The organism is Sulfitobacter sediminilitoris, from assembly GCF_010667575.1.
Lineage (GTDB): Bacteria > Pseudomonadota > Alphaproteobacteria > Rhodobacterales > Rhodobacteraceae > Sulfitobacter > Sulfitobacter sediminilitoris.
Window position 1 is genome coordinate 41,904 of the sequence record NZ_JAABNT010000010.1, and the last position, 25,572, is coordinate 67,475.

The 25,572-nt window shown below is 58.1% G+C and carries 23 protein-coding genes and 2 pseudogenes; 10 read left to right on the plus strand and 15 right to left on the minus strand.

Going from position 1 to position 25,572, the window contains the following annotated elements; all coding sequences use genetic code 11:
- Positions 1 to 151 precede the first annotated feature (151 nt).
- Together GV827_RS15375 and GV827_RS24195 are read right to left on the minus strand one after the other, a co-directional pair.
- Positions 152 to 1,351 (minus strand): calcium-binding protein, encoded by a 1,200-nt coding sequence (locus GV827_RS15375; protein WP_164354703.1) that lies wholly within the window; start codon positions 1,349 to 1,351, stop codon positions 152 to 154.
- A gap of 289 nt (positions 1,352 to 1,640) precedes the next feature.
- Positions 1,641 to 2,274: pseudogene (locus GV827_RS24195) on the minus strand (IS6 family transposase).
- Between the two features lie 292 nt (positions 2,275 to 2,566).
- Between GV827_RS24195 and GV827_RS15385 the strand changes: the two are divergent.
- Both GV827_RS15385 and GV827_RS15390 read left to right on the plus strand, forming a co-directional pair.
- Positions 2,567 to 4,228 carry a caspase family protein gene (locus GV827_RS15385; protein WP_164354704.1) on the plus strand — a complete coding sequence of 554 codons (1,662 nt, stop codon included), beginning with the start codon at positions 2,567 to 2,569 and terminating at the stop codon, positions 4,226 to 4,228.
- Positions 4,229 to 4,547: 319 nt separating this feature from the next.
- Complete coding sequence (locus tag GV827_RS15390; RefSeq protein ID WP_164354705.1) at positions 4,548 to 4,877, plus strand: VPLPA-CTERM sorting domain-containing protein; 330 nt, start codon at positions 4,548 to 4,550, stop codon at positions 4,875 to 4,877.
- A 102-nt stretch (positions 4,878 to 4,979) separates the two neighbouring features.
- Here GV827_RS15390 and GV827_RS15395 read toward each other — a convergent pair whose 3' ends face one another.
- Genes GV827_RS15395 through GV827_RS15405 form a run of 3 tightly spaced genes read right to left on the minus strand, consistent with a single transcriptional unit; the run spans position 4,980 to position 6,499 of the window.
- Positions 4,980 to 5,117 carry an amidase family protein gene (locus GV827_RS15395; protein WP_328823160.1) on the minus strand — a complete coding sequence of 46 codons (138 nt, stop codon included), beginning with the start codon at positions 5,115 to 5,117 and terminating at the stop codon, positions 4,980 to 4,982.
- Complete coding sequence (locus tag GV827_RS15400) at positions 5,102 to 5,323, minus strand: hypothetical protein (protein WP_164354707.1); 222 nt, start codon at positions 5,321 to 5,323, stop codon at positions 5,102 to 5,104. The genes GV827_RS15395 and GV827_RS15400 overlap by 16 nt, the downstream gene beginning before the upstream one ends.
- A gap of 3 nt (positions 5,324 to 5,326) precedes the next feature.
- Entirely contained in the window at positions 5,327 to 6,499 is a 1,173-nt protein-coding gene (locus GV827_RS15405) for a M20 aminoacylase family protein (RefSeq protein ID WP_164354708.1), read from the minus strand.
- A gap of 335 nt (positions 6,500 to 6,834) precedes the next feature.
- Between GV827_RS15405 and GV827_RS15410 the strand changes: the two genes are divergently transcribed.
- Complete coding sequence (locus GV827_RS15410) at positions 6,835 to 8,250, plus strand: amidase (protein WP_164354709.1); 1,416 nt, start codon at positions 6,835 to 6,837, stop codon at positions 8,248 to 8,250.
- Here GV827_RS15410 and GV827_RS15415 read toward each other — a convergent pair.
- Positions 8,247 to 9,695: a M81 family metallopeptidase gene (locus GV827_RS15415; protein WP_164354710.1), complete on the minus strand. Its 1,449-nt coding sequence runs from the start codon at positions 9,693 to 9,695 to the stop codon at positions 8,247 to 8,249. The two genes, GV827_RS15410 and GV827_RS15415, sit on opposite strands and share 4 nt — an antisense overlap.
- Before the next feature lie 165 nt (positions 9,696 to 9,860).
- On the opposite strand from GV827_RS15415, the gene GV827_RS15420 reads away from it, so the two are divergent.
- Both GV827_RS15420 and GV827_RS15425 read left to right on the plus strand, forming a co-directional pair.
- Entirely contained in the window at positions 9,861 to 10,346 is a 486-nt protein-coding gene (locus GV827_RS15420) for an Hsp20/alpha crystallin family protein (protein ID WP_164354711.1), read from the plus strand.
- Between the two features lie 104 nt (positions 10,347 to 10,450).
- Positions 10,451 to 11,032 (plus strand): HdeD family acid-resistance protein, encoded by a 582-nt coding sequence (locus GV827_RS15425; RefSeq protein ID WP_164354712.1) that lies wholly within the window; start codon positions 10,451 to 10,453, stop codon positions 11,030 to 11,032.
- A 102-nt stretch (positions 11,033 to 11,134) separates the two neighbouring features.
- Here GV827_RS15425 and GV827_RS15430 read toward each other — a convergent pair whose 3' ends face one another.
- The 6 genes from GV827_RS15430 to GV827_RS15455 all read right to left on the minus strand — a co-directional run bounded on the left by GV827_RS15430 (position 11,135) and on the right by GV827_RS15455 (position 17,486).
- On the minus strand, positions 11,135 to 12,337 hold the full coding sequence (locus GV827_RS15430) for an acetate/propionate family kinase (protein WP_164354713.1): 1,203 nt from the start codon (positions 12,335 to 12,337) through the stop codon (positions 11,135 to 11,137).
- A 191-nt stretch (positions 12,338 to 12,528) separates the two neighbouring features.
- Complete coding sequence (locus tag GV827_RS15435) at positions 12,529 to 13,137, minus strand: LysE family translocator (RefSeq protein WP_164354714.1); 609 nt, start codon at positions 13,135 to 13,137, stop codon at positions 12,529 to 12,531.
- Between the two features lie 12 nt (positions 13,138 to 13,149).
- The gene (locus GV827_RS15440) at positions 13,150 to 14,073 is read right to left on the minus strand and encodes a 2-hydroxyacid dehydrogenase (RefSeq protein ID WP_164354715.1); all 924 of its coding nucleotides are present in this window, start codon (positions 14,071 to 14,073) and stop codon (positions 13,150 to 13,152) included.
- Positions 14,066 to 14,914: a fumarylacetoacetate hydrolase family protein gene (locus GV827_RS15445; protein WP_164354716.1), complete on the minus strand. Its 849-nt coding sequence runs from the start codon at positions 14,912 to 14,914 to the stop codon at positions 14,066 to 14,068. Before GV827_RS15445 ends, GV827_RS15440 begins: the two co-directional genes overlap by 8 nt.
- 14 nt (positions 14,915 to 14,928) lie before the next feature.
- Complete coding sequence (locus tag GV827_RS15450; protein WP_164354717.1) at positions 14,929 to 16,728, minus strand: IlvD/Edd family dehydratase; 1,800 nt, start codon at positions 16,726 to 16,728, stop codon at positions 14,929 to 14,931.
- Positions 16,725 to 17,486: an SDR family oxidoreductase gene (locus tag GV827_RS15455; protein ID WP_328823161.1), complete on the minus strand. Its 762-nt coding sequence runs from the start codon at positions 17,484 to 17,486 to the stop codon at positions 16,725 to 16,727. The genes GV827_RS15450 and GV827_RS15455 overlap by 4 nt, the downstream gene beginning before the upstream one ends.
- A gap of 211 nt (positions 17,487 to 17,697) precedes the next feature.
- On the opposite strand from GV827_RS15455, the gene denD reads away from it, so the two are divergent.
- Entirely contained in the window at positions 17,698 to 18,663 is a 966-nt protein-coding gene (denD, locus tag GV827_RS15460) for a D-erythronate dehydrogenase (protein WP_164354719.1), read from the plus strand.
- 39 nt (positions 18,664 to 18,702) lie between these two features.
- On the opposite strand, the pseudogene GV827_RS24200 reads toward denD, so the two are convergent.
- Positions 18,703 to 18,808 (minus strand): annotated as a pseudogene (locus GV827_RS24200) (helix-turn-helix domain-containing protein); the annotation flags it as partial.
- A gap of 88 nt (positions 18,809 to 18,896) precedes the next feature.
- Here GV827_RS24200 and GV827_RS15465 point away from each other — a divergent pair.
- Positions 18,897 to 20,285: a hypothetical protein gene (locus GV827_RS15465; protein ID WP_328823162.1), complete on the plus strand. Its 1,389-nt coding sequence runs from the start codon at positions 18,897 to 18,899 to the stop codon at positions 20,283 to 20,285.
- A 146-nt stretch (positions 20,286 to 20,431) separates the two neighbouring features.
- Here the strand turns inward: GV827_RS15465 and GV827_RS15470 are convergent, their stop codons facing one another.
- Both GV827_RS15470 and GV827_RS15475 read right to left on the minus strand, forming a co-directional pair.
- A complete protein-coding gene (locus tag GV827_RS15470) occupies positions 20,432 to 21,229 on the minus strand; it encodes an SDR family NAD(P)-dependent oxidoreductase (protein ID WP_164354720.1) in 798 nt (265 codons plus the stop codon).
- 188 nt (positions 21,230 to 21,417) lie between these two features.
- Positions 21,418 to 22,002 (minus strand): TetR/AcrR family transcriptional regulator, encoded by a 585-nt coding sequence (locus GV827_RS15475; RefSeq protein ID WP_164354721.1) that lies wholly within the window; start codon positions 22,000 to 22,002, stop codon positions 21,418 to 21,420.
- A 101-nt stretch (positions 22,003 to 22,103) separates the two neighbouring features.
- On the opposite strand from GV827_RS15475, the gene GV827_RS15480 reads away from it, so the two are divergent.
- From GV827_RS15480 to GV827_RS15490, 3 genes are all read left to right on the plus strand, one after another.
- Positions 22,104 to 22,568: an MAPEG family protein gene (locus GV827_RS15480; protein ID WP_164354722.1), complete on the plus strand. Its 465-nt coding sequence runs from the start codon at positions 22,104 to 22,106 to the stop codon at positions 22,566 to 22,568.
- A gap of 457 nt (positions 22,569 to 23,025) precedes the next feature.
- On the plus strand, positions 23,026 to 24,582 hold the full coding sequence (locus GV827_RS15485; protein WP_164354723.1) for an AMP-binding protein: 1,557 nt from the start codon (positions 23,026 to 23,028) through the stop codon (positions 24,580 to 24,582).
- Positions 24,583 to 24,710: 128 nt separating this feature from the next.
- Positions 24,711 to 25,565, plus strand: a complete 855-nt coding sequence (locus tag GV827_RS15490; RefSeq protein ID WP_164354724.1) for a DMT family transporter — start codon at positions 24,711 to 24,713, stop codon at positions 25,563 to 25,565.
- Positions 25,566 to 25,572 lie beyond the last annotated feature (7 nt).

The following is a 25,572-nucleotide window of genomic DNA, read 5'->3' on the forward strand; positions in this document are numbered from 1 at the left end:
CGACGGCATCGCAATCTGCTGATTGGACGTGTGTTGACGCCATCACGAAACGATCAGCCATCCTTCGGAACCGGCCTGCTCGCCTCGAACCATCCTGTCCTGAAAAAGCCCTTCGATCCCTTTGTTGCGCTCTTCAATAGGATAGGGAAGGTCAGTTGTTGAATTGCACAGCTGGCAAATTGGCTAGATTGGCCGGGAATGCGTGGAAGTGCATTTCCTCAGCGCCTCCCATCATCGTTGGAACGCCGGACGGCGCAGGCGTTCGAGCACCTTCCAAGCCAATCATGATGTTCTCTTCGATAACCAACCATTGCTGATCGTGGTAATTCACGATGCGCATGTCGGCGGGTAAAGCGTTTAGGTCAATTTCTTCATCATCCACCCAAATACTATCAAGCGATGCATCAAAATCCTCGATCCGCGCCATCATGGGAGCGTTTGTTGTTCCAACACCGACAAACCGAAACTCATCGGATTGATCACCGCCATATGCGTGAAATCCCTGATGTCCCCACCCTGGGTTATTATCGAGGTGCATGACAAATGTGTCTTCGCCATCCCCGCCGTATAGATGATATTGGCCATAGGAAGTTTTCCTGGCTTCCAAATAGTCGTCTCCTTGATTGCCGGATAGTCGTCCGCCATTGCCGTGGGAAATGAGTTCGTCATCGCCGCCCCATCCGGCCAACCTATCAGCCCCTCCATTTCCAACTATTGTATCATCGCCTCGCCCGCCAATAATGTGCTCAGCCGCAGACGTACCAAGATGATAATCATCATTGTCTGTCAGACTGATCGTGATCGGCACCAAGCCGATCTCGGCGGAGGATAAGGCAGGGCTACCTTCATTGATCACCACACGTCCGATCTCTTGCGCATTTAAGCTTATGGTCGAGTAGGTGCCTGCGTCGTCAGTAACGGTCTCAACGGTCACATCCGGGTCAGGGAAAACAGCGACATCGTATTCGACGAGTAGTTGATCCTCGGATGCATTGTAGTCGGTAATGTCGGCCCCAGGATTGGCCGTCGAATTGCCCATAACTATGGTGTTGCTTTCGTCTTCTTCCGAACCGGTAAGTGCCGCGTTGCCTTCATTTCCACCGATATCGTTGCCACTGCGACCGTCGGTGGTTTCGTTATTACCCAAGTGGTCGGAAACTACGTCGCTCACTTCAGCATCCTCTGTCTGACCCTCAACATCTGTCCCCATGACAGCCACCAGTTGATCCGATGTCCGCTCCACTTCTAAGGAATCGCCTTCTGAATATTCGTCGTGTTCCGCAGATCCAGAAAAAAGGTTGAACAGAAAACTGATGCCTAACATCCCGAAAAGTGCTGCTTCGGTACCCATTTTATCTCTCAGTAGTTGCTGAACCTGCTTTGTTGAGGCCGACCTCACGCGCCGCACAGTGTGCGGATTTATTTCAAAATTGGAATTTTCATGTCTTTTTTGCGGCAAGCAATATCGATCTTGGAAACAGTCGGGTTTGATCAGCGGGAATGTACTGCTCGTCGAACTAATTCGGCATGTCGCGCCCGTTCGTATTCCTTCTCGTTATGGACATGATTCGGAGTAACCCAGCAAAGGGTGGCGTCCGGCGGAATCGAACCAGTCTCAGTTGCCGGCGAAGAGCCTGAACCTACCCGGAACAAAGTTGGCGCCATTCAGCGCGAGCAACGGCGCAGTTGAGCTTGAAGTTGGGTCATGAGTGTAGGCTTCTTTTTGAATTGAACAGGCTGTAAATTTCCTATTTACCAGCAACGCTGCATCGCTCTTTCAATTTGTCGGATCGACAGGTTTGAATTCTCGGCGCGACTGTTCAGCCAGCGGCAGGTTTCCTGCCTGCGGGCGTTCCCGCTAACTTTCATTGCTGCCCTATATAAATGGAGCTTATCGGTCACCAGAATATGCGGGCGACCGTGACAGTTCATTGATTTCTTGAGGACTTTCAACGCGGCTTTGCGATCCCGGCGTTTGGTCATTTGGCTTTCAGGGACCTCGCCTTCGTGGGCCACTGCCCGTCAGAGATAATGCGTCTTGCCTTTGATCTTCAGGAAAACCTCATCCAGATGCCACTGTCAGTTCGAGTATCCGCGCACCCGGGTGACCCAGTGTCGCCAGCTCACTGTTGCAACCATCGGGCCGAACCGGTTTCACCAGAGCCGAACTGTCTCACGGCTAATGTTGATCCCGCGCCCAGGTAGCAGGCCCTCTGCATTCCGGGGCGAAAACGGAAACCTGACGTACAACATCACTGCAAGGCGGATGATTATGAGACAACTTTGAAAGTACGTGAAAGGGTCACTTTTCTCATGAGTGAACGCTAAGAGCGTGCGCTTCCCGCCTAGAGTAGGTTCGCTCGGACAGTGCCAAGATCAAACATGCCCCCCGCCCTGCCTGACGCGGGCCAAGGCACAGGCAATCCGTTAAATCCGTTCCCAGATAATGCTGCGCGACCGAGCAAAACGCAGAAATTCTCTGGGGCCGTCGACTGGCCTTTGCGTCTTTCCTTGTCCTAGAGGCCATTCCGATTCAGAATAGGCAGGCAGAAAGCGGGCTTTGGTCATGGTCAAATTCGCCTCATACGTCCTAGTTGTCTCCCTCGCAATCTTCGGCCTCGCGACCGCGGCCGAAGCGCGCCGCGTTGCGCTGGTAATCGGCAATTCCGACTACTCCCATGCCACCATGCTGCCCAACCCGGCCAATGACGCGCGCGACATCGCAACAGCCTTCACGAGCCTAGACTACCAGGTGGAACTGGTCGAGGACGCCACCCGCGCCGATCTATTGGACGCGCTGCGCGGCTTTCGCACGCGCAGCATTGGGGCGGAACACGCGATCATCTATTACGCCGGCCACGGGGTTGAGATTGACCGTCAGAATTTCGTCATCCCGGTCGATGCCGAGCTAAAGGCGGATATCGACGTCGAATATGAGGCCGTCCCGCTTCAACTTCTGGTCGCCGCCACCTCAGGCGCGCGGGGTCTGCAACTGGTGGTGCTCGATGCGTGCCGGGACAATCCCTTTCTGGCCCAGATGACCCGCACGCTCTCCACCCGGTCCATCGGGCGCGGCCTCGCCATCTACGAGCCCGAAGGCAATTCGCTGGTGGCCTATTCGGCGCGCGAGGGTACCGTCGCCCTAGACGGCACCGGCGAGAACAGCCCTTATGCGATGGCCTTCCTGTCGGCGTTGCAAAGGCCCGGTCTGGAGATCGGCCACTTCTTCCGGCAGGTGCGCGACGCAGTCATTCGCCAGACGAATGGCCAGCAGGAGCCGTTCCTTTATGGCTCGCTCAGTGCGGACCCGGTGTTCTTTCAGCTCCAGGGCACGCCCGCCGCTCCAGAACCGCAAAACACTGCGCCTTCGCGGCAAGGAACCGGTGCCTCCGCCGACACACTGCTCGCCATCGATCTCGCCTTCTGGCAAAGCATCAAAGACAGCGATCAGCGTTCCGATTTTGAGGATTACCTGAGCCGCTTTCCAGCGGGTCAGTTTTTGCCGCTTGCCCAACGCAGGCTCGCTGCATTGAAAGCACCTGAGAAACCCCTCCGCTCCGCCATAAAGGAAACGGCGACCGTACCACCTGCTACCACTTCCGAACCCGAAGCAAACCAGGACCCTGCCCAACAGAACCTGCGCCTGTCGCGCAGCGACGCACGAGACCTGCAAGCGCGGCTCAACATCCTGAACTACGGTGCAGGTGTTGAGGACGGAATCGTAGGACGGCGCACATTGCAGGCCGTAGCGGATTACAAATCCGCTCGCGCCATGGCGAATGAAACCCTGATCGACGCCGCGCTGATGGCCAGGATCACGTCCGAGATACCAGAGGCCCAGCTCGCCGCGCACCGCAAGGGGGCGCCGAAACCAAAAAAACAGACCAACGCCGCCCCCCGGAAAAAGACCAAACCCGCCCCACCAGAGGGCAGTTTCGCGGGCTATGTAGGCCGATCCTACTGCCGCTCGAAGAATGGTAAGACGCTGAATGGCCGCAACCTCTCCGACCGGCCGATCTGGTGCATCACCGTGCTGTCCCTCAACAGCGCGCAAATCCGATACCGCGTCTCCCAGCGTCAGCAAGCGGGCTTACCGCTCAATACCTCAGTCTTCACACGCAGCCGAACCGGAACGCGCACCTACGGGCCTGTGACGCTGGTGTCATCCGGCTCGGGCTCACTAACCGCGAACGGCGCAACCTTCGTGGCATCGCAAATCTTCAGATAGCACGGGCGCCGAGGTCTGACTGCTGTCCGTGCTTTCAGACGGACTCAAACCAGTTTCCGTTTTCCGCCAAATACCGAAACTCATACCCAACAAAGCTGAGGCTACTCTGAGCCCACATTCCCCTAGTAACCCGACGTTTTCGCGCCTTTAACAGCCACTAACGCAGGACGGCTAGAACGAAATCGCGCTCAATATCTTAAACGGGCTGGGCGTAGACGCACCAATCTAGGTGGACCCGGTGTTGGCAACAGGCTTCACGTACACGCATGGTGCCGGTTGCGAGAATTTTTCTTCGCTGACCATCCCAACGACGCTGAGTATGACCCAGACGATGTTCGACTATACTGGCCGGAGCTTTTTGGGCACGATCAGCGTAGGCGCGACCTTCGATTTCCTTTCCTACGACCCTCTCGGCATCAGCATGTTGACCATTTTCGGGATCGACGTGGCAGAGATGGTTGACCCGACCGATCCCTTCGTTGTCGGGATGACCTTTGTCTCAGGCGGGTTTCAGAGCACGTTGAGTATCGATGCAATCACCGTCAATACGAGACCAACCGGCCCAGTACCTCTACCGGCGGCCCTGCAGCTTCTTCTAGTCACTCTGGGCGGTTTGGGTCTAGCAGCCCGCCGTCGCAAGGTCGCCTGATACATCCATAGCTTCTACCTGGTATCGCGCGGGCGGCTTTGACCGGCCGTTTTCGTTTGTTGGCTTAGATCAGCTGCTATCGCCTATCTGGGGAATGCGAGGTTAAACGATCCCGCCCGCCGCGCGGTACCGCGCAACCGCGTCGGAATCCTCAGACCGTATGTCATCCTTCAGTTCCGGAATGCCCCAAGTCGTGGGGGACCCGGCAGGATCAAAGCTTTCCTTCACGGTGATTGGCACACCGTGCAGCCACACCTTGCTCTCCCCTCTGGCCGCTTCCGCGTCGCAGCCCGTGCCTCGGCCATCGCCCCTTCGCGGTCCTGCCAGACCAGGACGTTGAACTTGGGGTTCACCGCATCGACCCGTGCGGAATGCGTCTCAAGCTGTTCGACGGCGGTTGTCTTGCCTTCGAGGATGGTGGCGGTGATTTCAATGGCGCTCAGCATGGATCACCCTGCAGCCAGCGGCAGACGCCGTTCCAGTACGCGCGCCATGACAGAGGCCCCCACGGGCAAGACTTCAGGATCAAGGAAAAACCCCGGATTGTGCAGCGGCACCGTGCCGGAATGACCCACCACGATATAGGCACCCGGCACTGCCTTGAGCATATCGGCGAAATCCTCTGATCCGGTGGCGGGCTCAATCCCGTCGCTCACGTTCTCGGTTCCGACGATATCCGCCGCCGCCTCAAGATAGGCATCAGAGAGGTCGGCATCATTGACCAGCACGTCAAAGATGTTGCGCAAATCGATGCCGATCTCGACGCCGTAGGCTTTGGCAAAACCATCGCAAAGCGCGGTCATCCGCTCGGCCGCCATCTCGTAGACCTCGTCCTTGAAATACCGGATGGTGCCGGCCAGTATCGCGGTGTCCGGCACAACGTTATAGGCGGAACCTGCGTGGATCTGGGTGACCGAGATCACACAGCTGTCAAGCGGTGCGACGTTGCGCGAGACGATAGTCTGGATCTGCGCGACCAAAGCCGAGGCGATTACCACCGGATCGCGGGACTGTTGCGGCATCGCCGCATGGCTGCCCTTGCCCTGCACCTTGATGTCAAAGAACGACGCTCCCGCCATCGCTTTGCCTTTGCAAATGCCCAGCTTGCCCGGCGCGCCATTGGGAAAATTGTGCATTCCGTAAACCTCGTCACAGGGGAACTTGTCGAACAGCCCTTCGGCCAGCATACCCCGCGCACCGCCTAATCCTTCTTCGGCGGGCTGAAAAATCAGCACGGCGGTGCCATCAAAATCCCGCGTCTTGGCCAGGTGTTTCGCGGCACCCAGCAACATGGTGGTATGGCCGTCGTGGCCACAGGCATGCATCACGCCCGGGTTCTTGGACGAATAGGGAAGATTCGTCTCCTCGTGGATCGGCAGCGCATCCATGTCGGCGCGCAGGCCCACGCGGCGGCCGCTGTCGCTCTTGCCCTTGATGAGTGCGACTACACCGGTTTTCGCAATTCCCTCATGCACTTCGTCCACGCCGTAGGCGCGCAGTTTTTCGGCGACAACCTTGGCCGTCCGCGCCTCAGTGAACCCGATTTCGGGATGTTCGTGCAAGTCTTTGAAGATCTCGGTCAGCTCTTCTGTAGCAGCGTCAATAACGGGTAGAATTCCCATGGAGTTTCTCCTTGATTGAAATACGTCGATCGGCCTAATCCGACTTCGACGTTCGTGCCGGGCGTTGCCTCAAGCAGCAGCTGGGTGCAGGCATGCGCGGGATTGGAATAGACTTCGCTTGTGGGCCCTTGCTCGACCCCGACACCGTTTTGCATGTTCAATAGCCGAACCGGCTACCCCCGTCAGGGCTCTGAGACGAAAAAATGCAGCATTTGAGGCCCCTATTGTGTCGCACGGACTGGACCTCGCATATTGCGAATATCCAGAGTGATCGTTGTTGAGTCAAATGTTGCAGGTATACTGGATACAGAAAACTTCACCTTGGGGAAGATACGATGACAGACGCATCACTTTGGCAGATGGCAGCATCCGACCTAGCTCAGAAAATCGCCGCTGGTGAAATTTCGGCCCGCGACGCGGTTGCCGCAAACATTGCCCGTATGCATGACCGTAACCCGGCGATGAACGCGGTGGTTGACGATTTGTCCGAAGAAGCGATGGTCGAGGCGGCACGGCTGGACGAGGTCTTTGCGGCATCCGGGCCTGTCGGTCCGCTGCACGGCATTCCAGTCACGATCAAAGAAAACATTGACCAGAAGGGACATGCCACCCCCAACGGCATTGCCGCCCTCAAAGATCTGATCGCGCCGGCCGACAGCCCCTTTGTTACCAACCTCAAAAACGCGGGCGCCGTGGTCATCGGGCGGACAAACACGCCTGAATTTTCCTTTCGCGGCACCACCGACAACCCGCTGCATGGGCGCACGTTCAACCCGTGGAATGACTGGGCCAGCGCCGGTGGCTCTTCGGGCGGTGCGTCGTCGGCGGTGATGTCAGGCATGGGGGCCATCGCCCACGGCAATGACATCGGCGGCTCTTTGCGTTTTCCTGCGACCTGTACAGGGGCCGCGACCGTGAAACCTGGGCTGGGCCGCACGCCCGCCTACAACCCTTCTCAAACCGCAGAACGCGGCATGCTGGCCCAGATCACATCCGTTCAGGGCGTGATCTGCCGCGAGGTCCGAGACGTGCGGCTGGCAATGCAAAGCGCCATTGCCTACAGCCCGCAAGACCCATGGCAGGTGCCGATGCCTTGGAACGGGCCCGCAATGGACAGTCCGATCAAGGTTGGCTTCACCACCAACTCCTATGGCTTTGACATGGACCCGGCTGTCCTCGCAGCACTCACCACCGCGCGCGATGCACTGCAGGATGCCGGATATGTCGTCGAGGAAATCGAAACGCCCAACATGTTCGAGATCGGGCGTGAGGCCACGCGCACGCTTTTCGGTGAAACCTCCGCCCTGATGGGCGAGCTGATGCAATCTTACGGCAGCGCAGACTTTAATACCTACTGGGCGCATTGCCTTGGGATCGCCCCGCCCTACCAAGGTGACGAATTGCTGGCTGCATACGCACGCCGCGCGGGCTACGTGCGGCAATGGCTCGAACTGCTGGCAGATTATCCGCTAGTGCTGACCCCGTTCCTGCTGACGCCAACCTATGCCCACGCCCGCGATTACGAAGGGCGCGAAGGGGCCGAAGACATCATGCTCAAGGGGTTTTACTCTTTCGCGATGAATTTTATGGGTCTGCCAGCGGGAAATGTCCCTGCCAATTATAACGATGGCCTGCCCGTGGGAGTACAGATCGTCGGACGGCGCTTCCGCGAGGATATGATCCTTGATGCCTGCGATGCGGTGGAAAGCCGCGCAGGCGTGATGGCGAAACGCCTGTTCGAGCGCGGTTAGTCAAACGGGTTTTCGACCTTGGGCCAATACTTCCCGTCCCGCTTGGTGTAGGGGATATTGGCGTAATCCGGCGTGATTGCGCCCGGCCCGTTGATGTACAGAACCTCGGACGCGATAGGCGCGAACCCAGCGTGAAAATGCTGCGATGATTTTACGATAACGGCGCGCATCTGCGACAGGTCCAACCCCAGCTCGGTAAAGGCCACAGGGTGAAAGGCCTGCGTGCGCTTGCCACTCAGCACCATGTGCACACCATCCGCTTCAAGCCAGACACCGGTGCCCATCGGCATCTTGGTCTCTCCCATCCACTGATACATATCCTCGCGCACCCCGCGCACTGTGACCACCAGATCGACAGGATCGCCCGAGGTCACATCGATCTTGCCGCCGAGCCGCACTTTCATCGTCCCGCCGACGCCCACGTCCTGACACATCCGCACCAGCACCGGGTCCCAGAAGATGCCCAGGGCGATATCCGTCATGCCACGTTCCAGCACTTCGCGCAGAACAAAGGTGCTGTCCGCTGGCGCGCCGCCGCCCGCGTTGTCGGCAAAATCCGCCACAACGACCGGCGTGGCATTGGCTGCTGCCACGTGGTCCAAAGCCTCCGATATGGTCGGCCAATCCGGCAGCAACTGATCCCGCAGCCCCCAAAGCCTTGCCGAAAACTCGCGCGCCACGCTTTCGGCCTTGGCGGCATCCCCATCGGCGATGACAAGCATCCGGGAGCCTACACGCGCACAGTCGCCCCATGGAAATCCATGCACCAACGAGACAGACAAAATCCCGTCCAGCCCCTCCTGCGCCGTCATGCTGTCAACGAACGCGCGCATGGGCGGGCGCGTCGTATGATACATTGTGATCATGCGACAATCATGGTCGCGCATCACCGGCTTGATCTTGCCCGCTGCCGTATCTGCGGCCAGCGTGAACAACTCGCGCGCACGGTCCGGCGTGTCAGTGTGCGGATATTCCTTGTAACAGATGATCAGGTCGGCAGCTGTCATCATGGCGTCGGTCAGATGGCTGTGCGGGTCGATCTCAAGCCCGATCACGGCCCCCTGCCCCAGAATGTCCCGCGCATGGGTCAACAGATCGCCTTCGCAATCGTCATAGCCTTCGGCGATCATCGCCCCATGCATTGACAGCAACAAAATGTCGGGCCGCACGTCCCTGACTGCGGCAAGGATCTCGTCGCGGTAGGCTTCATAGGTCGCGCGGATCGTCGGGCCCGCAGGCTGGGCAAAGGCAGACAGGCTTTCGCTGACCGCCCATCCGCGTTCTTCGGCCATGCGCCACCACTCGTGCAAAGGTGCCGAAAACAGGTTCGGCTCCTCCTGCGTGGCCTGCCGCGACACGTAAGTATCCTCAAAGGCCAGGTGTCCCGTCGGGATTGGAGAGAATGAATTTGTCTCAGTCGCCAGACCGGCAATCAGAACTTTCATGACAGCGCCTCGTGGATATTCCGGTATCCGCAGTAAACAGGACAAGCCGCGCCAGGTCCAAGCCGAAAAATGCCGACCTTTCTATTGCCATTGATTTGGCTCAATAGCACCGCTGCGGCTGCTGATATTCTCTGGCAATCTCATCAGATGAAAGGAGAGAGTGCCATGTCATATCAGGATTATCTGCCGTCCAACTGGGTCAAGAACCGCCAGTCTGACGAGCATCCGCTGGTGTCCCTGCGCAAAGAAGTCGACAGTCTTTTCGACGATTTCGGCAGCGGATTCTTTGGCGGCAACAAAGAAGTCAGCGTTCGGTCAAATGTGAGCGAGACCGACAAGGAGTTCTGCGTCACCGCCGAACTTCCGGGCATGACCGAAGAAGACGTCGATGTCTCCGTCACTGGCGACCGCATCATCATCAAGGGCGAAAAGAAGTCCGAGAAAGAAGAACGCAGCGAAGAAAAAGGGCGCGAGTTTCATCGGATTGAACGTAGCTCCGGCATGTTCCAACGCGTGATGACTCTTCCGTTTGCCATCGACGCTGACAAGGTCGAGGCGGTCGTAAAGGACGGTGTCCTTACGGTCACGATCCCAAAGCCGCCGGAAGTTGTAGAGAACACCAAAAAGATCAAGGTCGCCCACGCCAAATGAGCTATTGCGGCATGGCTCTGTAGGAGGCATCTGATATGGTGCGGGGCTGTTCTGAATCGGTCCCGCAACACTTTGATGAACGCCTGAAATAAGTGGACCTTCAGATGACGGACGATATCGCAACATCTAATGCGCCCCCTGCCTATCCCCAACGACCCACAGCACTGGCCGTACAGAAATGGCGGCGGGGCCTGACCATTACCGGCGTGGTCATGATCGCGATTGGCGTGCTTGCCATCATCATGCCTGTGGTCAGTTCGTTCGCTGTCACGCTCCTGATCGGCGCTGTGCTGACCTTCATCGGGTTGCTGTCGGTTCTTTTTGCCCTCGCGTTTCGCGGATCGGCCGTGTTTGCCATAGCACTTGTCAGCGGGCTTTTTCCGCTGTTGATCGGTCTTTACCTGTTGTTCTTTCCAACGGCAGGCCTGATTGCGCTGACAACGCTGCTGGCGCTGATCTTTCTGCTGACCGGGATCACTCAAGTGATATTTGCCCTTGACCTGCGCGGGACGGGAGGCTGGCTTTGGGCGCTGCTATCCGGGCTGATCAGTGTGGTATTGGCATTGCTGATCTTTGCCGCCCTGCCCGAAGTATCGCGGGTGCTTCTGGGTCTGCTGCTTGGGATTGACCTGATCTCGACCGGTATTGCCGCCTTGTTTATTGGTCGCGCCACGCGATCGATTTAGGCCGCTTTCCAAACCAGCTTGAAAAAGAACGGATGCGCATCGCCATCATTGTCCGTCAGATTCAGTAGAAAATTGCCGCGTCAGCTCAGATCATCGGTCAGGTCAACCGCCCTTCCCTGCCGCCAGCAGCGCATAGGCACGCCGTGCCAGTACGCGTTCCTCATCCGTGGGCAACATCATCACCGGCAAGCGGCTGTCAGCCGTTGTCAGGAACGGACCGCCGCTGGTGTTGGCCGCAGCATCAAGTTTGGCCCCCAGCCATCCCAATTCTTCTACCAGCCGTGCCCGCAAGGCCGGGATGTATTTCCCCATGCCCCCGGTCAACACGACCACGTCCACCCCGCCAAGGGCTGCGGCCAGCGATCCAAAATAGCAGCGGCACTGGTAGACAAAGAAATCCACCGCCTCGGCCGCCTCAACCCGGTCACTGGCCAGCAGATCATTCATCTCGTCGCTGATCCCGGACACGCCCAGCAAACCCGACTTTGTATAAAGCAGATCGCGCACTGCCTCAGGGGAATAGCCCCGGTCCAACAGAAGGTGCAGCACCACGCCGGGATCAAGCGCGCCCGACCTATGCCCCATCGGCAATCCGTCCAGCGCCGTCATCCCCATCGTGGTGGCCATGCTCTGCCCGCCTTGCATCGCACACATGCTGACCCCGTGCCCAAGGTGCGCCACGATCACACGTTTACCGGCGAGGTCCGGATAGGACCGTTCCAGCTTGTGCGCGATGTAATCATAGGACAATCCGTGGAATCCATAGCGGATCACCCCATGATCGCTCAGATCGCGGGGCAGGCCAAATATCTGCGCATGACGGGGCTGAGTGCGATGAAACGCGGTGTCAAAGCAGACGACCTGCGGGATGCCGGGATAATGTTCCTGCAAACGACGGATCGGACGCAGATTGTGAGGCTGGTGACTGGGGGCGAGCGTCTCAAGCGCGCTCAACTTCGCGATGACATCATCCGTGACCAACACAGGTGCCGCGTGATCCGCCCCACCATGCACGATGCGATGCGAAAACGCGCAAATCGTGCCAAGGTCGGTCAGATCATCAAGCCGCTCAAACATATGGCTCAACGCTTCGGGATGCGCCCGGTCAGGACTTGAGGGCGCACCCAGATCGGTCTCAGTCTGCGTGCCCGCAATAGGGTCGCGCGCCGTCAGGATCATGCCGTTGGGCAGACCGCGAATGCCGAAACTTCGGATCTGCAACGGCCCATCCTTGACCAGCTTGTAAACCGCGCAACGCAAACTTGAAGACCCGGCATTAAAGGTCACTACCAGTTTGTCATACATGGGTTGTTCTCCTAGCACTGCTTTGGGCCACTGCAGATCATCGCTGACAATGTTCATCAGGCTGACAAAACTGCGGATTTTATATTAGAAATAACGCTTGCATGGAGGAGGTTGAATGGGAAGCCACTACTAACACTTGAGATCGCATAGCATCCGGCTGCATGAATGCCCCATTTCACCCGCGATCGATATCAATTCAGCGCGACCGTTCCGCCTGTTGAGATCACGGCAATCCCCACGACGATCAGCATGGCGCCTGCCATGCCGATATTGATCATGCGCTGCGTGCGGTGGCTCAGGTTCAATTCATGCAGCTTGACCCCCGCCCCCAGCCAGATCAGGTGTACGGGTATCCAGATCGCGTTGAACAGGATCAGCTTGGTAATGATCTCCCAACCGGGGTGGTCGGACATAAATGCAAATCCCGAAAACAGCGTCGTCGCGACCACATAGGCCTTGGGGTTGATGAATTGCATCGCAAAGCCGTTTAAGAACCCCAGCGGGGTTTCTGCTGCGATAAACCCAACCTTGGATCCGGCACTTGCCACGCGCCACGCCAGATAGGTCAGGTATGCGACGGAGGCGAACAACAGCACCGCGCGCAGCCATGGCACGGCAAGGATCACGGCGGCGATCCCGGTGATCACCATCACCATCGTGACAAATCCACCCAGACACAGCCCCGCCATGAACCCCAGCCCCGCGCGAAAGCCGTAGGCCGCACCGATCCCCGCCGTGGTCAAAACCCCCGGCCCCGGTGTGATCAACAAAAAGAAAACAGCGAAGGCGAATTCAATCATGCCTGCGCCGCTTCATAAATGCGCGCATTCCGGCGCCGGGGTCAGAACCGTCCCATCCTGAAGGTGCTGCAACAGATTATCCACGGTCAACGCCCCCATGGCCCCGCGCGTTTCAACCGTGGCACTGCCGACATGGGGCAAGAGCACCGTGTTGGGCAGATCGCGCAGCGCCTGCGGCACGCGCGGTTCATCCTCGAACACATCAAGGCCGGCCCACCCCAGCGTGCCGGTTTCCAGCGCGGTGATCAGCGCGGCCTCATCCACCACGGACCCGCGACTGACGTTGATCAGCCTGCCCTGCGGGCCCAAAGCCTCCAACACATTCGCGTTCACGATGTGATGAGTCGACGGGCCACCGGGCGTAATGCAGATCAGCACATCCGCGTCCCGCGCCATTGCAGTCAGATCATCGTAATACCGATAGGGCACATCCTTCCTTGTCCGCGTGTGATACAAGATCGTCGGGTTCCACGGCGCCAGCTTGTCTGCAATCGCCTGCCCGATCCGGCCCAACCCCAGAATGCCCACGGTCTGATTGTCCGCCGTGCGCGTCAGCGGCGGGTTGCCGCCCGCCTCCCATGCGCCGGAGCGAACATGAGCATCATCGCGCAGCAGTTCGCGGTAGCAGGCCAGCAACAGCATGACTGCTGTTGTCGCAACCTCTTTGTTCAGCACATTCGGAGTGTGCGTGACGATGATCCCCCGCCGCGCCGCCTCCTCCGCATCCACAGCATCATAGCCCACGCCATAGCCGCTGATCAGCTTGAGGTTTGGCAATGACGCCATCAGCTCTGGTTTGATGCCATCCGCCCCGTTTGTAATCACATAGCTGATCTTTTGAGGATCAAAGTCATCCAACTGGCGGATGGTGAACGCCTGCTCCAACCGATCCCGCATCGTGGCGGTGATGCCCCCGATCTGCAGCAGTTCAGGCATCCTGATCGACCTTTTGCCGCTGCGTTCCCAGACCGTCGATATGCAGTTCCATCAAATCGCCCTTTTTCAAATACACCGGCGCGGGTTTCATCCCCATCGCCACACCGGGCGGGGTGCCGGTGCTGATCACATCACCGGGGTGCAGCGTGAAAAGATGGCTCAGGTGTTCGATGATCTCGGCGACCGAGAATATCATCGTGCCCGTGTTCCCCGTCTGCATCCGCGTGCCGTTCACGTCCAGATGCATTGACAGGTTCTGTGGGTCCGGCACTTCGTCCCGCGTCACCAGCCACGGGCCGGTCGGCCCGTAGGTGTCGCAGGATTTTCCCTTGGTCCACTGGCCGGTAAGGTTGTTCTGAAAGTGCCGCTCCGACACATCATTCACGATGCAATACCCCGCAACATGATCGAGCGCATCCTTGGCATCAACGTATTTCGCCGCCTTGCCGATCACCACGCCCAGTTCCAGTTCCCAGTCTGTCTGCGTCGATCCGCGCGGCATCACCACGTCATCATTGGGTCCCACGATGGCAGAATTCGCCTTGAAGAACAGGATTGGGTGTTTCGGAATCGGCATCCCGGATTCCTCGGCATTGTCGGAATAATTGAGCCCGATGCACATGAACTTGCCGATACTTCCAACCCAGGGACCCAGACGCGGAGTGCCTTCAACCAGCGGCAGGTTCTCAGGATCAATCGCGCGCAACGTCGCAAGCTGCGCGTCATCCAGCACAGCCCCTGTAATGTCGCGCACATGATTCGACAAATCGCGAAGGTTTCCATTGCCATCCAGCATACCGGGTTTCTCGGCCCCCACCGGACCGTATCGCAGCAGTATCATTCGGCTATTGTCCTCTAGTGATTGTCGCGCGGCATGAACTGACGTGCGATGTCTTTGAACTTGTCGGCCCCCTCAAGGGTCATCCCGTGATCCAGTCGCCCGACCTTTTCGCGGAAAATCTCTTGCCACGGCGATTGGCTGGCGGGCATGTCATAGCCCCCGTTGGCGGCCAGTTGCGTGGCCCGCTCGTTCAACTCGTCTAGCGGCACCAGAATGTCTGCGGTCCCCTTGCCCAGATCGATGCGCACCCGGTCGCCGGTTTGCAAAAGGGCCAGCCCCCCGCCATCCGCCGCCTCGGGCGAGGCATTGAGGATCGAGGGCGAGCCAGAGGTGCCAGATTGCCGCCCGTCGCCAACGCAGGGCAGTGCCTCGACCCCCTTCTTGATCAGGTAGGATGGCGGACGCATGTTCACGACCTCCGCCGCGCCGGGGTATCCTTTGGGCCCTGCCCCGCGCATGAACAAAACGCAATCTTCGTCGATATTTTCCGACGGATCATCGATGCGGTGATGGAAATCCTCCGGCCCGTCAAAAACCACCGCGCGGCCTTCAAACGCATCCGGGTCATCGGGGTTAGACAGGTATTTCTGCCTGAACGCGGGCGAGATTACGGAGGTTTTCATGATCGCACTTTCAAAGAGGTTGCCCGAAAGGTTGATGAACCCCGCATGTTCCTTCATTGGATCGCTTGCGGGTTTGATCACAGCCGTATTATTTGACCGAACGCTTTCGCAATTCGCTCCCATGCTCTGACCATTCGCAGTCACGGCACCCGGATGCGGCAGCAACCCACCCGCGATCAATTCCCCCACCACCGCAGGCACCCCGCCCGCGTGCTGATAATCCTCGCCTAAATACTCCCCCGCCGGCTGCATGTTCACCAAGAGCGGAACGTGATGGCCGATCTTCTGCCAGTCGTCATTGTCCAGCGGAACGCCCAGATGTCGCGCGATACCATTGAGGTGAATGGGCGCATTGGTCGACCCACCGATGGCGGAGTTGATGACGATGGCATTCTCAAAGGCTTCCCGCGTCATGATGTCGGAGGGCCGCAGGTCTTCCCAGACCATGTCCACGATCCGCTTGCCCGTCTCATAGCTGATCTGCCCCCGCTCCCGGTAGGGCGCCGGAATTGCCGCCGCACCGGGCAGTTGCATCCCCAGCGCTTCGGCCAGCGAGTTCATCGTCGTGGCCGTCCCCATCGTGTTGCAGTACCCGACGGAGGGGGCGGAGGCCGCTGCGATCTCCATGAACTCATCGGTATTAATATTGCCCGCTGCCAGTTGCTCCCGCGCCTTCCAGATCACCGTTCCTGACCCGGCCCGTTCGCCCTTCCACCAGCCGTTCAGCATCGGCCCGACAGACAGCGCAATCGCCGGGATGTTCACCGTCGCGGCGGCCATCAACAGCGCAGGTGTGGTCTTGTCACAGCCGATGTTCAGAACCACGCCGTCGATAGGATATCCAAAAAGCGTCTCTACCAAGGACAAATAGGCCAGGTTTCGGTCCAGCGATGCGGTGGGCCGCTTGCCCGTCTCCTGAATCGGATGCACAGGAATTTCAATCGCCGTTCCGCCAGCCGCGATGATCCCGTCGCGCACCCGCTTGGTCAGTTCCAGATGATGCCGGTTGCAGGGGCTGAGGTCGCTCCCTGTCTGCGCGATCCCGATGATCGGCTTGCCGGATTGCAACTCTTCCCGCGTCAGCCCGTAGTTCAGATAACGTTCCAGGTAGAGCGCGGTCATCTCCAGATTGTCAGGGTTCATGAACCATTGGCGCGAGCGCAGGTCGTCCTTTGTGATCTTCTTTGTCATTGGCCTGACCAGCCTCCGTCGATGATATGTGTGTGCCCGGTGGTAAAGGCGCTTTCGTCACTGGCTAGGTAGACAACCAGCGCCGCGATCTCTTCGGGTGCTGCCACCCGTCCCATCGGCTGCCGCGACACGAATTGCTGCAGTGCTTCGTCATAACTCCCCAGCTTTTCGCCAAGTGCCTTGACCCTGTCATGCCAGCTTGGCGATTCCACCGTGCCGGGGCAGATGCAGTTACAGCGTATGCCCTGGGTGACGTAATCCACCGCCACCGATTTCGTCAGCCCCACGACTGCCGCTTTCGTCGTGCCGTACACAAACCGGTTTGGCGCACCGATCACCGACCCCACGGCAGAGGACATGTTGATGATTGACCCCCCTCCCCGCACCAGCATTCCGGGCAATGCCGCACGGATCGTGCGCACCATCGAACGCAGGTTCAGGTCCATCGCAAAGTCGATCTCATCATCGGTCGCGTCGAGTATTGTCCCGTGATGCACAAACCCCGCGCAGTTGAACAGGACATCCGGGCGGGCGCGTTCAACATGGGATTTAACACTGGCATCGTCGCGCACGTCCAGCTTGGCAATCTCGATGGCGCCGTCACTTTCGTTTTTCAATGTCTCAAGAAGATCGGTGTTCACATCCGTGGCAAAGACAGTCGCGCCCTCACGCGCCATTGCCAGCGCACTGGCACGCCCAATCCCCTGCGCGGCTGCCGTCACCAGCACCCGCTTGTCTGCAAGCCTCTGTCCCGTCACGTATATTTTCCCCCATCCGCTCAGAAACGCCGCGGGATGCGTTTGGCCATAGCCAGAAAAATCGCATCCCACGCAAAGCCAGACTGGCCCTTTCATTCTTAATCGTTAGCGTATGTCACAGCTTTTGATTTGACCATAACCACCCGCTTGAAGACAGGAAAATTGCCATGCACGATCCCGCAAGAGCCACCTCCACAGGAGCCACACAACCATGACCAAGATCCTTATCCTCGGCGGTGGTGGCATGATCGGGCAGAAACTGGCCCGGCGCATCCTTGACGAAAATATCTTTCCCGGCGCGGACCTCACCCTGTTCGACCGTGCATTCCCCGAAGGCGGCGTGCCTGCCAAATCCATCACCGGCAACATCACGGACCGCGACACCGCCCGGCACCTTGCCGCCCATCATCCTGACGTGATCTTTCACCTTGCCGCCATCGTCTCTGGTCAGGCCGAAGCCGAGTTTGAGCTGGGCTGGGACGTCAACATGATGGCCACATGGCACCTGCTGAATGCGCTTAAGGCAGAGCATGAGAAATCGGGCCGCACCTACCGCCCAAAGCTTGTGTTCACTTCATCCATCGCGGTTTTCGGGGCCCCCTACCCCGACAAGATCGGCGATAACTTCCTGTCGGCCCCCCAAACCAGCTACGGCGCGCAAAAGGCCACCTGCGAGCTGATGGTCAGCGATTTCAGCCGCAAGGGCTTCATCGACGGGCTGTCCCTGCGCCTGCCGACGATCTGCGTGCGTCCCGGCAAACCCAACGCTGCCGCCTCCGGCTTTTTCTCGGGCATCATCCGCGAACCCCTGAACGGGATGGAGGCGATCCTGCCGGTCCCCGACACCGTGCGCCACTGGCACGCCAGCCCCCGCGCCGCGGCCCGGTTCCTGACCCACGCCGCGACGCTTGACACCGATTTGCTCGCAGGTCGCCGTGCACTGAACCTGCCGGGCTTCAGTTGCACCGTGGCCGAACAGATCGAAGCGCTGCGCCGCGCGGCCGGACAGAAAGCGGTCGATCTGATCAAGCCGGTCCCGGACCCCGCGATCATGGCCATTGTCGACGGCTGGCCAAGAGATTTCGCACCGGACCGCGCTATCGCACTAGGCTTTGAGGCGGAAAAGAACTTTGATGAGATCATCGCGGTCTACATGGAAGATGACCTGAACACCTGACACCTCTGCGCGTTGTCTACATCGGTGAAACCATTGTGAGCGCTGCAGAACGCGCGCCATCTGTTGGACGGGGACCTTGGCGTGCCACCAATCCTCGATCCTTTGATCGTTCTCTCAGACTCAGTTGCGTGTAGACGGCTCCCATGGCACAATCTCTTCATTAGATAACCCATTGGTTTCTAATAGGATTCGCACTTCAAGGTAGCGTGCGCCGAGTAACGGAAGTCATCAAAGTGGATACCCTTGCAAACAAGGTAGCAGGCCTTCTGCTATGCGTAATCACAGCGCTCGTTGTTTGTAAGGAGTGGGGCCTTGCGGACTGGACGCAGTCGGTCAAACCGGTGCTCACACTGGCTCTTGTTTCGATCTTTGTTGTTCAAGTGCGGTGGTCGCGTAAAGCCTTCATCGCCGTGGCCTTGCTCATAAGCATCGCATTAGCCGTAACAGATTCTGATTGGCTCGGGATTGTGGTCCGTGGTCTTGAAACGGCAGCTTTTATCGGAGCGTTCTTTGCCGCTTTGTCTACACTTCGAAATGTTGCTGAGACCTCCCCCGCAATCCAGCGGGCCGGTAGGTTTCTGGCGGGCCAACCACCAGGCAGGCGCTATGCTGCACTTACTGGTGGCGGTCAGGCATTCGCTTTGTTGCTCAACTATGGGTCTCTCCAGTTACTCGGAGCGCTGGCAACTGCCAACGCAAAGACAGAGCCTAACGAAGAAATCCGCGAACACCGTATGCGGCGGATGCTGCTCGCAGTGCAGCGTGCTTTTGTTTCGACCTTACCTTGGTCGCCCCTTTCTTTCGCCATGGCAATTACCATCAGCGTCATACCGGATACCAGCTGGGCCCAGGCTTTGCTTCCTGGATTGGTGTCATCATGCCTACTGGCGGGCATCGGTTGGGGACTTGATACGGTGTTCAAGCCCCGTTTGACTGTGACACCAGTACGGACAAAGCCGGAGGGCACATGGGCAACAATGCTGCCGCTGGCCTTCTTGCTGGTTGTTCTCGTCCTTGGCGTGGTGAGCTTGAATAGTCTGACAAACGTACGGATTGTTGGGATTGTCGCCGTTCTGGTACCCTGTATTGCAATGGCCTGGCTGCTTATTCAGCATTGGACGGATCGGCCGTTCGCCACAGCGGGATCCCGCCTCAAAACCTATGTGCTGCGGGAACTGCCCGGTTATCGTGGAGAACTGACATTGTTAATGATGGCGGGTTTCATCGGAACGACGGGTTCGCACCTCTTTGGGCCGCTGGTGCAAGCAGCCGGCTTTGATCCATCTTCGATACCGGCCTGGATGATACTGGTCTCATTCGTCTGGATTATTCCCCTGGCAGGGCAGATCGGCATGAACCCGATTCTGGCCGTCACGCTCACTGCTCCGCTCATTCCGGGTGCAGCCGACCTTGGGGTACAGCCCACCGCGATTGTGGTCGCAATCACGTCAGGATGGGCTTTGAGCGGCGCGAGTTCGCCGTTCACTGCGACGACACTCCTGATTGGATCCTTTGCCAACATTACCGCACACCGTGTTGGGCTGGTGTGGAATGGTGCTTATACCCTGATCTGTGGTTGTGCTTTGTCGCTTTGGGTCGTGATATTTGCCTTTGCGTTTTGAGCGCTTCAGGCGTCAGACATAGGGCAAATACCTCATCCCAGTGCCAACAAGATGCCCGTCCCGCCGTCCCAAGACTCTATCGGGGCGACGTATCGAACACGCAAATGGGGGGCTGTTTTGGTGAACTTCTGATCTGTGCGAGAGGCCTAGCTTCGCGCCTTACCCAGATGAAGGCCCGCATCTACCAGCAACAGTTCCCCGGTCACATGCCGGGAAGCGTCAGAGAGGAAGAAGAGTGCCGTCTCGGCTATGTCATCCGGGCCGGACGCTACGGCCAGCGGGGTTGCAGCCTCAATGCCGCGAAGCGTTTTCTCAAATGCATCCTCGTCCATGGTATCCTTGAACCAGCGCGTACCAATAAAACCTGGGCAGATTGCGTTCACTCTGATAGCCGGGGCCAACGCTCTGGCCAGTGAAAGTGTCATCGTGTTGAGCGCACCTTTCGAGGCAGCATAGGCAACAGATGATCCGATGCCTTTTACCCCGGCAATCGAAGAGGTGTTGAGTACCGTGCTGGCCCTTCCGGTCTGCTTGTACGCCGCCTCAAGCAAAACCTTGGCAGCTTGCAGCATCAGATAGGATCCAACCACATTCACTTCGTAGATATCGAGGAAATCATCTTTTGTGAGCGCGTTCAGATCAGCATGGTCCCGCGCATGCCGCGTGATACCAGCATTGTTGGCTAGAATATCCAGCTTGCCCCACGGCCCTGCCGCATCAACAAGCGCCTGACACCCCTCTTGATCCGCCACGTTTGCCTGCACCACGACTACTTTCGCTCCGGCTGTCCGACATTGATCAGCAGCTTCCTCAGCTTCAACAGAAGAACGGGAATAGTTGATGATGACGTCTGCACCGCGTTCAGCCAACTTGATCGCGATTGAACGCCCCAAACCTGTCGCAGACCCGGTAACTAAGGCCACGCGCCCTTCCAAATCATCCATTTTTGCACCCTTTCAAATTCTCTCATAACCACTCTGCCTCCTTTCTGAAGACATGAGCAAAGAGTCTTTTCAGAGAGGTTTGATCCGAGGAAGTGGACGGATGTGGGAATTTCATAGTTTGACAGCGTCCGATCGACAGACGGACCGGAACAATTGCCGCTACATGCTGGACCGGGTCGCGACAAACTCTATTTTGATGTGAGAGCCGCAATCAGCGCGTCAATCATATCAGACGCGGAATGTTTCAACGGATCTTTCAATCTGTCTGAAAGACCAAACATGAGAACCAATCCCAATACCGCCGAATGGATGGCAAATGCTTCCTGGCGCACAGCAACGGGTTCATTGCTAAGCTTGTCGGCAAGAACGGCATACATCCTGTCAGTCACGGGATGTACCTTCTCCAGCAGCTTGACAGAATGAGGCTCCGAAGCGCTTGGCGGAATCGTCTGTGGCAAGAGGTACATCATCCGAAATCGGTCAAGATCATCAAGGTGAAAAGCCGCGATAGCTCTGACGAACGAATCAATTGCCTCATCGCGTGAGGATGAACGGGAGACCGATTGCACCGCGATGTCGGCCTCCGCCTCCAGCCAAGGCAGAAACAATGCAGCCAAAAGGTCGTGCTTCGTTGAATACCAGTATAGCACCGCTTGTTTTGTTCGCCCCAGACGACGGGCAATCGCATCGAAGGAAACCGCTGCCAGCCCGTCCGATGCGAGAAGTTCGCGGGCAATTATCAGAATCTGATCCTTGGTGTTTTTCCCAGACATCTACATAATCCTTGACGACTTACCATTGGTAAGCTATCTCACTTACCAATGGTAAGTAAAGCGTGATCTAACGTTAAGACGTTCAAAGGAACGGAACAAAAATGGTCGAATTGAATTTAGAAAACCCTGTCTTTATCACCTATCTGATCGCATCGGCTATCATGGTGCTCAAAGTCATGGGGCAAGGCTGGATAACTGTATACCGCATGTTGAAAGTCGGTGCGGGCTACGCAAGCCCCGAGGACCTACAACGAGGTATGATTAACACCTCCCCCGATCCATCGCAGCTTGAAGTTGACGAATACGTCGACCGCTCCCGGCGGATGCACAGAAATGACTTGGAGAATATTCCCGCATTCTGGATCGCTGGCCTACTTTTCGTCGCTGTCAATCCTGCACTCTGGCTTGCACAAGTATTGATGTACGGATTTGTAGCAGCGCGGCTCGGACATTTCTGGGCATATGCCACGAAGCAGACCCATGAGATCAGAGCAACCTTTTATTCAATAGGGTCTATGATCGTGATTTACATGGCGTGCCACGCTCTACTGGCCGTTCTCGCATGAACAATCGACCCACGACTGATTCGCCTGCAAAAAAGACCTTTATCCGTTTTCTCGATCCCGCTCCGCAGCAAACGGCGAAACTGTCCCGAATGTAAGGAATGGTCGCCACCCAGAGAACGGTTGGTTCGGTAGGAGGATTACGAGTGGGAACTGATGTCCGGGCTCTCAGGAAGCCGAGCCGCACTACCTTCACCGACAACCACTCGACACCCGATCCGAGCTGAGGACCGGCTTGCTTGGCTGCTCGTGACGCATTCAGACACAAGAAGACGACGATGCAATCTGGGAACGGCACGCCCGCCCACTTGGGGAACATTTCTCTTCATCGTTTTGCTCATGGTGCTCCATCTTGTTCCAGGGTTGGAGGTTCCGACAAACCAAGCGCGGTTCAACTTTGCAATAAACCGGTTGGCCTTCTGATCTGGCGGTGTAATCTCGCCCCCAAAGGGGAGCCCACATGACCATTTACAAAAGCCAGTTTCCAGATGTCGCGCTGAGCGACAAAACTGTCACGCAGCGCATATTCGAAGGCATCGATCCAGAGATGACGATCCTGATCGACGGGCCGACGGGGCGCAAGGTGACCGGTGCGCAGTTCATGGGCGGGGTCAAGTCGCTCGCTGGCGGGCTTGAGGAGCGCGGATGGGGGGCGGACAAGGTGTTAGCACTCATGGCGCCGAACATTCCGGAGTATTGCGTGGTCTTCCATGCCTCGGCCTGGGCCGGTGGTACGATTACCACGATCAACCCGACCTACACTGCGCATGAGGTCAATCACCAGCTCAAGGATGCTGCGGCCGATGTGCTGGTGACAATCGCGATGTTTGCGGAAACCGCGAAAGAAGCCATCAAAGGCACCAAGGTCAAGGAGATCGTCATCATCGGCGATGCACCCGAGGGAATGATCCCCCTTACGGATGTCATGGGCCCGCCCCTGGCTGAACAGGCGCCGGTCAATGTGGCTGAGCATGTGGTGGCGCTGCCCTATTCCTCTGGCACCACGGGGTTGCCCAAGGGCGTGATGCTGACCCACCGCAATCTGGTGGTGAACATCGATCAGTCGCTTGGCCCGGCGGACGTCACACCGCAGGAAATGACGGTGGCCTTCCTGCCGTTCTTCCACATCTACGGCCTGCAGGTCCTGCAGAACATCTACCTCGCCGCAGGCGGTGGCCTTGTTACCATGCCGCGCTTCGATCTGGAGATGTTCCTGAACCTTGTGACCGAGTATAAGACGCCGCGGCTGTGGATCGTGCCGCCGGTTGCGCTGGCGCTGACGATGCATCCACTTGTCCAGAAATATGATCTGTCTTTCCTTGAGCAAGTCAACTCAGCCGCCGCCCCCCTGGGCGCGGACGTGGCCGAGGCCATGGGCAAGCGTCTGGGCACAAGCGCGACACAGGGCTACGGCATGACGGAGCTTTCCCCGGTCAGCCACATTTCTCCCAACGGCAAGGGCAAAGCCGGTGCATCCGGCGTAGCGCTGCCCAGCACCGAAAGCCGGATCGTTGACCCGGAGACGCTCATGGACGTGTCGCCGGGAGAAGACGGAGAACTTTGGGTGCGCGGGCCACAGGTGATGAAAGGGTATCTGAACAACGCCAAGGCCACCGCTGAGACGATTGTCGAGGACGGATGGCTGCGCACCGGCGATATCGCGCATTTCGACAGTGACGGCTATCTCTTCATCACCGACCGCCTGAAGGAGCTGATCAAGTACAAGGGATTCCAGGTCGCACCTGCTGAACTGGAAGCGGAACTGGTCACCCACCCTTCGATTGCCGATGCCGCCGTGATCGGCATTCCCGATGACGAGGCGGGCGAACTGCCCAAGGCTTTCATTGTCGCGACACAGGGACAGGCCGCGCCCAGCCTGGAGGATATTCAGGATTACCTCAAAGACCGGTTGGCGCATTACAAACAGGTGCGTCTGCTGGAAGTGGTTGATGAGATCCCGAAATCTGCTTCGGGCAAGATCCTCCGAAGAATGCTTCGGGACCAAGGGAGCGCCTGAGCGCGCGTCCCTCCCTGCATCGATAGACACACCTGAACAGGAAACCAGATGGATGCATCAGCACTGCCAAGGCACTATGACATTGATGTGCCGAACATAGCACGGCGTGCTGTCATCGGTGTCACTGCATGACGGCGCAGAACCGCGCGATCTTGTTGATGATCGGGGCGATCTTCTGCTTTTCCATTATGGATGCGACGGTCAAGGCTGTCGCGCCCAGCATTGGCGTATTGCCAGCGCTTTGGGCGCGCTATGCTGGTCAAATGGTGCTGGTCGTCCTGCTTGTCCTGCCGCGAATACGGCAAGTGATGCGAACACAATATCCGACCCTCCAGTTCCTGCGCTCGATTCTGCTGATGAGCGCCACAGCCTTCTTCTTTACCGGGCTTAGTCTGATCCCACTGACCGACGCCGCCGCCCTCATGGCGACGAACCCAGTGCTGATCACGCTGGGTGCCGCCCTGTTTCTAGGAGAGCGCCTTGGCGTGCGCCGGGTGGCCGGGATCGCGGCGGCACTGATCGGGGCGATGATCATCATTCGTCCCGGCAGCGATGTCTTCAGCCCCGCCGCGCTATTCCCGCTTGCGGCTGCGGGATGCTATTCGGGCTATGCGCTGCTGACGCGGCGGGTGGGGGCGGATGAGGACGTCTGGACGTCGCTATTCTACACCGGGCTGGTCGGCACGGTTATCCTGACAATTGCTGTACCCTTTCAATGGCAGACACCGGATCTCTTTGGCCTGTCCCTGATGGTCGTAATCGCATTGGCAGGGACCATAGGACAGCTTGCCCTGATCCTTGCATTCTCAAAGGGCGAAGCCGCCATGCTGGCCCCCTATTCCTATGTTGGCCTCGCCTTTGCCGCCTTTTGGGGCTTTGTCTTCTTTGCCGAAATCCCTGATTTCTGGACAGTCTTCGGCAGCGTCGTGATCGCGGGCGCGGGCATTTATGTCTGGCACCGCGAAACATATGGCAAACGCTAAAAGGGCG